We start from the raw sequence: 9,609 nt of genomic DNA on the forward strand, positions 1-9,609 counted from the left end.
CCGACACCCCGAGGCGCCCCACACCGGGAGAGTTTCAACTCACGCGCCCGTGAGGACGCGACCTCGGACGATAGCCCGGCTCGCCCGGACACGGCCCGTTTCAACTCACGCGCCCGTGAGGACGCGACCGTGTCGAACGGCCCCACCTGGAGGGTGGAGCCAGAGTTTCAACTCACGCGCCCGTGAGGACGCGACCACCCGCCCCCACACCGGCGAGCGGCTGCAATGTTTCAACTCACGCGCCCGTGAGGACGCGACCGCGATCAGCGCGCAGACCAGCACGCCGGCGAAGTTTCAACTCACGCGCCCGTGAGGACGCGACCCAAGGAGACGATCCGCTCCCTGCCCGACGAAGCGTTTCAACTCACGCGCCCGTGAGGACGCGACGTCCAAGGCGATCCAGCCGATCGAGTACATCCACGCGTTTCAACTCACGCGCCCGTGAGGACGCGACCGCTGGCGTCCAGCTGCCACAGCGACTCCAGCAATTGTTTCAACTCACGCGCCCGTGAGGACGCGACGCCGTAGCCCTCGGGGCTGATGACGTCCAGCGCGTTTCAACTCACGCGCCCGTGAGGACGCGACATGCTCTCCGCCAGCTCGGCGAGCTTCGCGGCGTCGTTTCAACTCACGCGCCCGTGAGGACGCGACAGGTGGACGACTCCGACACCGACAGCTTCAAGCTGTTTCAACTCACGCGCCCGTGAGGACGCGACCGGCGGTGCTGTTGGAGTTCCGCAGGCGTGGTGTTTCAACTCACGCGCCCGTGAGGACGCGACTGGCACGCCAGCCAGGGCCCCGAGCATGGTGTCGTTTCAACTCACGCGCCCGTGAGGACGCGACCCGGGCGCGTGTTGCCGAACTGGAGCGCCGCGAGCGTTTCAACTCACGCGCCCGTGAGGACGCGACGGCCGGGGAGGATGCAAACTCGTTGTTGTCCAGGGGGTTTCAACTCACGCGCCCGTGAGGACGCGACGGGGATCGGGTCGCCATTGCTGTCCACGGCACCAGTTTCAACTCACGCGCCCGTGAGGACGCGACCCAGCGCGATGCCGGAATGGATCCGGCCCGAGAGTTTCAACTCACGCGCCCGTGAGGACGCGACCTGCCGCGACGTGTCAGCGGTAGGGCCTTCGCAGTTTCAACTCACGCGCCCGTGAGGACGCGACCAGAGCAGGGAGCCCTTTGGCCTTGACCAGGGCGTTTCAACTCACGCGCCCGTGAGGACGCGACGGTGTGCTCTGGCTCGTGTCTCAGGCCGGAGTGCCGGTTTCAACTCACGCGCCCGTGAGGACGCGACCAGGTCGAGGCTGGCCGTCTGCCCAGGCAGGATGTTTCAACTCACGCGCCCGTGAGGACGCGACGGGGAACTCGAGCGAGTCGGTTTCCCCGTTCATGTTTCAACTCACGCGCCCGTGAGGACGCGACCTCAAACTGAGCAACCGACCCAAGCACCGACAACACGTTTCAACTCACGCGCCCGTGAGGACGCGACATCAGGGCCGGTCGATGGACAAGGCCGCTCGGCGTGTTTCAACTCACGCGCCCGTGAGGACGCGACGGCGCAGTTATAGCGACTTCCTACGCCAAGAAAAAACCCGGCCTTCTCGCGAACCACGAGTGCTTCTGTGCTTGAAGTACTGCTCTCCAAAATAGGAGAACAAAAAAACCAGCAGCGACAACAGCTTACTAGGCCGCGAACCTCCACTGGGTCGCGGCGATCGCTCAGGGTTCGCAAGTGATTGTGGACTTCAGAAAACCAAAGGTGCGTTCAGATCGAGAACCGGCTTGGCCCCGATGTGCTCCACCTTGCTCTGCCACTGCCTGCCCAGGTAGTAGATGCGCAAACTGTCCTGGGTGGTGTCGATGATCTGCACCAGCCGGTGCTTCAAGGCGACCCATTGCGCAGGGTTCACCTCGATCTCGAAGACGGAGAACTGTACCCGCTGTCCATAGTCCAGGCAGGCCCTGGCGATGCGTCGCAGCCGGCGCGCGCCCGCCTTGTCCTGGGTGCTGACGTCATAGCTGACCAAGACCATCATGGGCGCACCTCATTTCCACAGGAAGGGCGGATAGGCGTCCAGGTCACCGCGCAGATGGCGGGCCAGCAATTGCGCCTGGATGAAGGGAAACAGCCCGATGGCGGCCTTTTCCTCGACGAAGACATGACGCAGTTCCTCGCGCTTGCGCTCCTGGTAGGCCGTCAGCACGGTCTTGCGCGATGTCTCCGTCAGCAGCACGGCGCCGTTGTCCATGTATTGAAAATCCCGCTCACCGATCTGCTTGCGGTTGATCAGCGACAGCGCCAACCGGTCTGCCAGCAGCGGGCGAAACTCCTCAAGCAGGTCCAGCGCGAGGCTGGGCCGGCCGGGCCGGTCTCGGTGCAGGAAGCCGACGGCCGGATCCAGGCCCACGCTCTCCAGGGCCGAGCGGCAGTCGTGCGTGACCAGCGTGTAGAGAAAGGACAGCAGCGCATTGACCGCATCGCGCGGAGGCCTGCGGCTGCGACCTTGAAAGCGCATGGCCGGGTTGTCGATACGGATCAAATGGTCGAACACGCCGAAATACGCCTGCGCGGCTTCGCCTTCGTAGCCGCGCAGCAGATTCAGGTCCGTTTCCGGCATGAGCTTGTCGGCCAGCCGGTCCAGCCGTCGATGAGCGTGGGTCAGCGCGGCTTCGTCATCGGGCTTGAGCTTGTCGCCGTGGTCGCGCAGGGCCCGACCCAACACGGCGCGCTGGTTGTGCAGCTTGCCCAGCAGCACGTTGCGCACGATGGCCGCACAGCGCTGCGGATCGTCGCTGGCGCGGTACTGCTGGCGGCGCAGCAGCACGTTACCGGAGACTGGCCCTTCCACGCGCGCCAGAAAGCGCCCGTTGGGCGTGAGAAAGCTCGTGCAGATGCCTTGCTCCGCGCAGTAGCCGAGCAAGGGCGGCGACACCAGCACGCGCCCGAAGCAGACCAGGCTCTCGAGCATGTGCACGGGCAGGCGGGCACGCTCCTGCTGTTCCACTTCCATGACGATGTTGGCCCCATCCTTGCGCAGCCAGGCGCCTTCGGTGGTCACGTACAGGGTGTTCAGTTGTCTTCGCACGGTGCGCCTTTCGCTTCCGTTTCCTGACGCCATTGCGCCGCCAGCCAGTCGTTGACGCTGCGCGTGCGCCCCAGCAGCTTGGGTTGGCACAGATCCAGCAGAGAACACGCGTCGCAGCGCCGTCGGTCGTAGCGGGCCGTGGGTGTGACGCCGGCCGCCAACATGGTTCGCACGGCGGCGATGGTGTTCAGCGTCAATTGCCGCAGCGGGGCATCGAACGGCACATCGGTGCGGCGGCGGGTCTGCCCGTAGTACAGCGCGCCGGCGGGGACGGTTTGCCCCAGCATGGATTCCAGGCACAGGGCTTGGGCGCAGAGTTGGACTTCGTCGGCCTGGTGGGCCTTGGGACGGCCGCGCTTGTACTCGACCGGGAAGGCGCGTTCCCCATCTGCCGTCTGGTGGAACTCCACCACGTCGGCGATGCCCGTGATGCCCAACTCAGGCGCAGCCAGCGGCATGGCCAGGACCGTGCGCACGCCCTTGCGGCGCTCGATCCTGGGTTTGTCGGCCTTCTCGTGCAGCACGCGGCCTTCGGCCGTGTGCCGGTTCTCCTCCCAAAGCTGCTCCACATGGATCAGCGCGCACTGCCGCGGACAGTACAAGTGGTGCTGCAGGGCAGAGAGGGGGATGGCGTCGTCATCCATCGCCAGGCCCCTCGCGCAGGTGGCTTCAGATCAGCTCGCGCACCGTCACGCCGGCCGGAATGGCCGCGCGGTCGATGCTCACCTCATAGTCCGCATAGGCACGCGGTGCTGCGGCCTCGTCGCCCCGCGCGGGCTGCACCTTGACGGCGTCGAACAGCACGTGCGCGGGTGCGTTGCCCATTGCGCTTTCGTGCTCGAACACGATGAGCTTGCGCGCGGCCATCTCGCCGCGGGCGGCGGAGCGATCGTGCTCGAACATGTTGATGAGCGCGCGCCAGAACAGATCGAGATCCTCGTTCGAGAAGCCCGTGCGCTCGGCCAGCTTGGCCGAGATGAAGCCATGAGCGCGGTACAGGCCATAGGGAATGATGTGCTTTCGGCCCATGGTGCGGTTGTCGCCGCTCTGGGCTTCGGCTTCCTTCTCGGTGGTCACGGCCATGCGGGTGATGGAAATCTCCAGCGGCACCACCGGGTCGATGGAGGTGGCGAAAGCCATCTGGATCGGCCCGCGCACCTGGCCCGCGTTCACGCCCGTGGTCATCACGGCGCCGAAGCTGCGGATGTCGAAGAAGTTGGCGCACATCCAGGCCGTGATCTCGCGCGCCTTGGCCTCGTCCTTGGGCAGTTTCTTGTCCTCGGGCTTGACGTCGATGGCGTCATAGGCTTTGCGATGCTGGTTGTTCAGGATCGCCTTTTCCTGCATGTAGATCGCGTAGCCTGCGGCATCCTCCTTGTCCAGGCTCACGAAGTTGCGGACCTTGCGCTTGAGGCACACGTCCGTGACCAGTCCGCGGTTCGTCTCGGGGTCCAGGCGCGGCAGGTTGCCCGCGTCGGGGTCGCCGTTGGGGTTGCCGTTGGTGATGTCGAACAAGTAGACGAATTCGTAGCGATGGGCGATGGCGGTCATGCGGAGGCTCCCTCGGTGGTGGATTCGGTGTCGGCATCGCTGCCGTCTGCGGCCTTGCGGAAGCGGCTTTGCGACTGGTGGTAGTAGCCGATCGCGAACTGGCCCTGGGCCTCGATACGCAGACTGCGGGGAAAGTGCTCGGGCAGGCCATCCACAATTTCCGCGATGTCCTTTTCCAGGTTGAAGGCGAAGCCGGGCTTGTCCTTGCGCAGCTTGCCCAGGTGGTTCTGGGTATTGCGCAGCAGCACCGGGAACACCGACGCCGGCGTGGCCGAGGCCGCGCCGTAGTAGCGGTCGCGGATGGTGGCGTTGACCTGCCCGCCCAACGCTGCGCGCTGCACGGACTCCAGCACGGCGAACAGACGACCCAGCCGGTAGCCGGGGCTCGTGGATTCCTTGTCAAGACTCACAGGTACCTCCTCGTTGGAATTGCAGTTGAATCGCCGTTGGCGTGCCAGAAAGGCTTTGCAGATGGCAACGCGAACACCCGACAAATCACCGTCGGTGCGCATGCGCATCAGGACATTGGCCAGCAGGCTGCCGGGATAGCGCGTGCCACTCAGAACGGCGCGCATCAGATCGCCGGCCAGTTGAGGTGGTACATCCTCTGCCTTGGCTCGTCCGTCACGTGAAGGTGCTGTGGCCAGCACCAGACGCCATAGCGCAGGCATTCCGCTCCAGGGGGCCGGCTCCAGATGCATGTCATGCGCATGCCAAGCCACATTCCGGGCGAGGGCACCCAAGGTGTCGACATACCAAAAGCGGATCGAAATGCGTGATGCGTTCGGCGCCAGCCCCAGGACGTAGATCCGTGTCGATGCGCTCAAGCGCGGATCGATCTCATGTAAAGGCTTGCCTTGAACCAGTTTGGCCAAAGCCAGGCCCATGGCGTTGTTCTCCTGGGCATCGGTGGGGCGATCGTCCCAGTTCCATGTGTTGGCCAGAAACTCTTCCGCAGCTTCGGCTTCATCATCGGCTTCCGCCTCGGCCCAGAACACCACGCTGGCATCGCCGATCTGGATGCGCTGGCGGTTGTGCTCGCTGCGGCGCAGCAGGTGGTTGAGCACGGTGGTGTAGGCAAACGCGGCCTGCTCGGAAATCGGGGCGTTCTCGCCCTGGCTCTTGCCATAGGACGCGAACGACTCCAGGTTGAACGACACGATGGAGGCGCCCGAACTCTGCGCGCCGTTCACGCCCTTGATGGGGGGATGCAAGCGTGCCATCGGCAGGCGCTCGCCGGTCACCAGGCAGGGCGCCAGCACAGCAGCCTCGCCATCCTCGCCTGCGAGCAGCCGGGCGCGAATCGCCTGCGCAGCCGGGCGCTCGTGCAGGTACGTCTTTTCTCCGTCCAGGCGGAACACCATGTTGGCGTCCCGCATCTCCTCGGTGAAATGCGATTGCGGCTCCGAGAAACGCTCCGGAGTCCAAGCCGCAAGAAAGGCCAGCAATGCCTTCAGGCCCGGATCGTCGGTGCCGGCCAGGCTTTCCCGATGCAGTGTCTTGAAGGCTTCGTGCTCCTTGTCGGCACGCTTGCTGGTGGTGCTGACGCCCAGCACATAGCTGGTCTTGTCCCAGAGAAAGTTCGACTTGATGCCGACCGTGCGTTTCTCGGGCTGAGGCACGTTCATCAGGCGAGGTAGGGGCTTCTTGCCCGAGGTGTCGCGGATGTCGTTCACGTCCACCACGCGGCCGTCGGGCGCGAGCAGGATCTCGTAGCTGATCTTCTCGGGGCTGTAGCCGAAGGGAGCCAACCCCTCCTCGCCGCGTGCGAGCAGCCGTTGGTAGTAGCCGTTCAGGGCCTGGAGGATCATGCCCGCACCTCCTCGCTGTGCCAGGGCGGCACGTCGATCACGCCGTTCACCATCTGCGCGCGGAAGAAGCGCGGCGTCATGTTCCGCTCGAAGTCGATGTCGTGCAGCATCCAGCCCAGGTCGCGCTCGCCGCGCAGGCTGTCGTGCGCGCCGGGCAGCGGGTCACCCTCTTCCAGCAGCGAGAAGTCTGCCGGGAACTCCCGAACGCCCATGCACGGCATCTGGAAGCACTGGCCCTTGCGCGCGCGGCGATTGAAGATGTCCAGGTGCTTGCCCACGGAATCGTCGGCGCCGGCCCGGGCCGTGAGGTCGAAGTGCGCCTCGATCACATAGGCCACGTCGCGCAGGATGGTGGCTGCGCGCTGCTGGCGGTCCTCATCGACGTAGTTCGCCAGGTCCGCGGTGGACTTTGCCTTGATGGCCTTGGCCACGCTGGCCGGCGAGATCTTGCCGCCAACCTCGTTGCGGCGGATGGACTCGAAGCGGATGGGATTCAGTACGTGGATGCGGTCGATGCGCCATGCGATCGCCGGCTTCCAGTGGATCGCGCTGAGGATGCCGCGTGCGGCGGAGGGGGTGATGACGTCATAGGAGACGCGCTCGACCTTCATCTCCGGCCTCGTAAAACAGGCGCGCTCACCACTGAGCTTGAGTCTCACTCCATACCCCATGGGTCTTCCCTCCGGCAGGCTGTCTCAGATGTTCGTTTACAAAATATTACCAGCTCAAGAGATCCGGGCGGATGAGCGTTGGGTCATCCCAACTCAGGCCGAAATGCGGGTCGTACAAACCCTCGTGCGCCAGCACCATGAACTGATCGCCCCATTTCTCTGGCGTCACTGGAATCACGGCCCCCGCCTTGTAGAGGGCATCGAAGCCCTGGCGTGGCAACTGCACCAGATAGGGCTGAAGCTTGCGTGCCAGGCCTGCACAACCTTGGGCATACGTCAGGGCATCGATGGCCTTTTTCGCGTCATCGTCATACGGCACGATGACCGGCATCTGCACGCTGTCGATCATGCGGAACTTGGCGGCCAGCGTTTCCATGGGCAGGCTGTCGGGGCGGCTGTCCCTGAGCTGACCCATGAGGTTGGGCTCGTCGAGCCGCTCGCTGCCCTTTTGCCAGTACAGCAGCGAGAAGTAGCGTTCAATGGCCTCGGGCGAGAGCGGATCGTCTTCGCATTGGCGCAAGACTTCGCGGGCAGCCTGGGCATATTGTTTGAGTTCAGGAGGCGGTGCCCAGTCCTCGTTCTCCGTTGCGAACACCAGAACGTCGCTGGCGTTGAGGGCACGCCTTCCCTCGCGATTGCAGCGGCCGGCGGCCTGGGCAATCGAGTCCAAGCCTGCTTCGGCGCGCAGCACCGTGGGGAAGTCGACGTCGACGCCAGCCTCAATGAGGCTGGTGCTCACCAGCCGGCAGGGTAGTCCCTCCTTGAGCATCTGCCGCACCTCGGCCAGCACCTTGCTGCGATGCTTGGCGCACATCAGCGTAGTCAGATGTCGGGCGCCCGGCAGATCGGCCATGGCCTGATAAACGGCGCGCGCGTGGCGGCGGTTGTTGACGATGCACAGCACCTGTTCGCGCGAGCGCATGTGCTCGGCCAGTGCTTCGTCGCTCAGGGTGCCGATATGCCGCACGCGTACCCGTTCCAGTTGCCTGAACAACTGCGTCGGCTCGTGCGTCAGCTCGCGTACGTCCGTCAAGCCGCCCTCGAACGCCGGCGCCTCCAGTGCCGGCTGCGTGGCCGTGCACAGCACCACGCTGCTGCGGTAGTTGCGTGCGAGTTCGTCGATCGCCGCCACGCAGGGGCGCAGCAGCTTCAGCGGCATGGTCTGTGCCTCGTCGAGCACGACCACGCTGCCCGCGATGTTGTGCAGCTTGCGGCACTGCGAGGGCTTGGCCGCGAACAGGCTTTCGAAGAACTGCACGGCGGTGGTGACGACGATGGGCGCGTCCCAGTTCTCCATGGCCAGCTTCAGCTTCTCCAGGGACTGGTAGCGCTCGGGGTCGTCGCGCGGCGGGTCGGCCTGCACGAAGGCGCTGTGGTGTTCGAGCACGGCCGCCTCGCCCAGCGGCCCCAGGGCCTGGCGGAACACCGCGGCGTTCTGCTCGACGATGCTGGTGAACGGGATCACGAAGATCACGCGCCGCAGCCCGTGCGCGATGGCGTGGTCCAGCGCGAAGGCCAGCGAGGCGAGGGTCTTGCCGCCGCCGGTCGGTACGGTCAGCGAGAACAGGCCAGGATCGCGCGCGGCCTGCTGGCGGACGTGGCGCAGGATGTCGCTGCGCAATCGGTTGACCTCGCTGTCGGCCTTGAATTGGCCGAGATGGCTGTCGAGCTGGCTGCGCAGTGCCCCCAGCGACGACGCGGGTGGGCCCGAGCTGCGGTGATCGGGCTCATTCTCCGCTTGGCGGTAGAAGCGCTCGGTATCGATGAAGTCCGCATCGACCAAGCATGAGAACAGCATGCGTGTGAGAAATGCCAGTTGGAAGGGCTGGCGATCCTTGGCTTGCTGGCGAGTCTCGCCATAGAACTTGAAGCCCGATGGCAGGCCGAGTTTGTCGGGCAGGGCGATGTCCCGCTCCCAGACGGGATCGAGCACGGGCAGGTCCGCGCTGCGAAGGCGATCCGCCAGTGCGGTGCGTTCGCCTTCGCCCTGGCCGTTGGCCAGTCCGGCATGGTGTCCGGCGATGCCATAGGCCAGCAGCTGCCCGGCCAACCCGAAGCGCTGCTGCGCGATGATGCGTGCGCCATGGGTCGAATGATCGACGCGCAACGGGCTGCCGCGCAGCCGTTCCTGGAAGGGCAGGGTGTACTTGCCCAGGTCGTGAAGCCAGCCCTGCACGGTAGCCAGCATCTGGGCATCGAAGACGCTGGCGAATGCGCCGGCAGCCGCGCCGACGTTCAGGAGGTGCGCCGGCAAGGGTTGCCAGAACCGCTCGTCCTCGCCTGGCAGTGAGTGCGCGAAGTACGTGGTTGCCGATGTGCCGCGGCTGCAGCCTTTTTCGTCCATGGCTTTGTTCTCCCTCGTGTCATGGATGCTAGGCGGGGGGTGAATCGCAGCTGCTGGGGGAAAACCAGCGGCCCCGCGCCCTCATGCCTGCCGCCGGTCCAGCTTGCGGCTGAGCACGATCGAGGTCTGCGTGTGGTCCA

Annotated in this window: 7 protein-coding genes and 1 CRISPR repeat array (1 of these 8 running past the window's edge); all 7 genes read right to left on the reverse strand. The window is 65.3% G+C overall.

Translation table 11 applies throughout. The features are described 5' to 3' along the window. A CRISPR array of direct repeats spans positions 1 to 1,561; the repeat unit is 31 nt; unit sequence GTTTCAACTCACGCGCCCGTGAGGACGCGAC (it extends 2,008 nt beyond the left edge of the window). 190 nt (positions 1,562 to 1,751) lie between these two features. Genes cas2 through cas3 form a run of 7 tightly spaced genes read right to left on the reverse strand, consistent with a single transcriptional unit; the run spans position 1,752 to position 9,469 of the window. Next, positions 1,752 to 2,042, reverse strand: coding sequence for a CRISPR-associated endonuclease Cas2 (gene cas2 / locus ACIY1X_RS09115; protein ID WP_399679931.1), 291 nt, complete (start codon positions 2,040 to 2,042; stop codon positions 1,752 to 1,754). A 9-nt stretch (positions 2,043 to 2,051) separates the two neighbouring features. Continuing rightward, positions 2,052 to 3,092 carry a type I-C CRISPR-associated endonuclease Cas1c gene (cas1c, locus tag ACIY1X_RS09120; protein ID WP_399679933.1) on the reverse strand — a complete coding sequence of 347 codons (1,041 nt, stop codon included), beginning with the start codon at positions 3,090 to 3,092 and terminating at the stop codon, positions 2,052 to 2,054. Next, complete coding sequence (gene cas4, locus ACIY1X_RS09125) at positions 3,077 to 3,736, reverse strand: CRISPR-associated protein Cas4 (RefSeq protein ID WP_038210596.1); 660 nt, start codon at positions 3,734 to 3,736, stop codon at positions 3,077 to 3,079. The genes cas1c and cas4 overlap by 16 nt, the downstream gene beginning before the upstream one ends. 25 nt (positions 3,737 to 3,761) lie before the next feature. Further along, entirely contained in the window at positions 3,762 to 4,643 is an 882-nt protein-coding gene (gene cas7c / locus ACIY1X_RS09130) for a type I-C CRISPR-associated protein Cas7/Csd2 (RefSeq protein WP_399679935.1), read from the reverse strand. After that, a complete protein-coding gene (gene cas8c, locus ACIY1X_RS09135; RefSeq protein WP_399679936.1) occupies positions 4,640 to 6,454 on the reverse strand; it encodes a type I-C CRISPR-associated protein Cas8c/Csd1 in 1,815 nt (604 codons plus the stop codon). The genes cas7c and cas8c overlap by 4 nt, the downstream gene beginning before the upstream one ends. Further along, positions 6,451 to 7,125: a type I-C CRISPR-associated protein Cas5c gene (gene cas5c / locus ACIY1X_RS09140; RefSeq protein ID WP_399679938.1), complete on the reverse strand. Its 675-nt coding sequence runs from the start codon at positions 7,123 to 7,125 to the stop codon at positions 6,451 to 6,453. Before cas5c ends, cas8c begins: the two co-directional genes overlap by 4 nt. Positions 7,126 to 7,171: 46 nt before the next feature. Continuing rightward, positions 7,172 to 9,469, reverse strand: coding sequence for a CRISPR-associated helicase Cas3' (gene cas3 / locus ACIY1X_RS09145; RefSeq protein ID WP_399679939.1), 2,298 nt, complete (start codon positions 9,467 to 9,469; stop codon positions 7,172 to 7,174). Between the last annotated feature and the right edge of the window lie 140 nt (positions 9,470 to 9,609).

The organism is Xenophilus sp., from assembly GCF_044462705.1.
Lineage (GTDB): Bacteria > Pseudomonadota > Gammaproteobacteria > Burkholderiales > Burkholderiaceae_C > Xenophilus > Xenophilus azovorans.

Bases quoted from the DNA above. Each gene is read 5' to 3' on its own strand.
- cas2 (WP_399679931.1), bottom strand. From the start codon at position 2,042: ATGATGGTCTTGGTCAGCTATGACGTCAGCACCCAGGACAAGGCGGGC.
- cas4 (WP_038210596.1), bottom strand. From the start codon at position 3,736: ATGGATGACGACGCCATCCCCCTCTCTGCCCTGCAGCACCACTTGTAC.
- cas7c (WP_399679935.1), bottom strand. From the start codon at position 4,643: ATGACCGCCATCGCCCATCGCTACGAATTCGTCTACTTGTTCGACATC.
- cas8c (WP_399679936.1), bottom strand. From the start codon at position 6,454: ATGATCCTCCAGGCCCTGAACGGCTACTACCAACGGCTGCTCGCACGC.
- cas5c (WP_399679938.1), bottom strand. From the start codon at position 7,125: ATGGGGTATGGAGTGAGACTCAAGCTCAGTGGTGAGCGCGCCTGTTTT.
- cas3 (WP_399679939.1), bottom strand. From the start codon at position 9,469: ATGGACGAAAAAGGCTGCAGCCGCGGCACATCGGCAACCACGTACTTC.